This window comes from Lysobacter xanthus, from assembly GCF_047159895.1.
Genome location: NZ_BAAGAB020000160.1, coordinates 1 through 508, shown reverse-complemented (window position 1 = coordinate 508; position 508 = coordinate 1). Strand labels below are relative to the sequence as shown.

Genomic DNA, 508 nt, shown 5'->3' with positions numbered 1-508 from the left:
TGCTGGATTTCGATCGCGAGCGCGGCGATGGCCGCGCCTACGTGGGGACCACGCAGGCCGACCTGCGCGACTGGTCCGGCATCCTGCATGCGGGCGGCGTGCGGGTCGCCGGCGGTCGCGGCAGCGCGCGCGCCTGGGCGGAGCTGCGCGACGAGCGCGTGGTGCAGGTTACCGGCGAAGGCGCACTCGCCGGCGTGACACTGGAAGGCGCGCCGCTCGACGGCCGCGTGCCGCGCGTGGTCTTCGACCGCGTGGACGCGCTCGGCATTTGGCGCATGCACGGCGGCCGCTGGAGCGTGGCGCTGCCGACGCTGCGCGTGCAGCAGGCGAAGGCCTCGCAGTTGCTCGACGGCCTGTCGCTCGCCGGTGGCGGCCGCTTCGAGCTGGATGCGCGCCACGTCGACATCGCGCCGCTGCTGCAGGCGGCCGCACGCACCTGCGCGGTGAGGTTGGACGCCATGGAGTTCACGGAGTCCGTGAGGTCCTTCCATGTACCCGCGACGCCGGG

1 pseudogene is annotated in these 508 nt (G+C 74.2%); it reads left to right on the top strand.

What is annotated here, in order from left to right:
• Positions 1–508: pseudogene (locus ACY35P_RS15650) on the top strand (hypothetical protein); the annotation flags it as partial.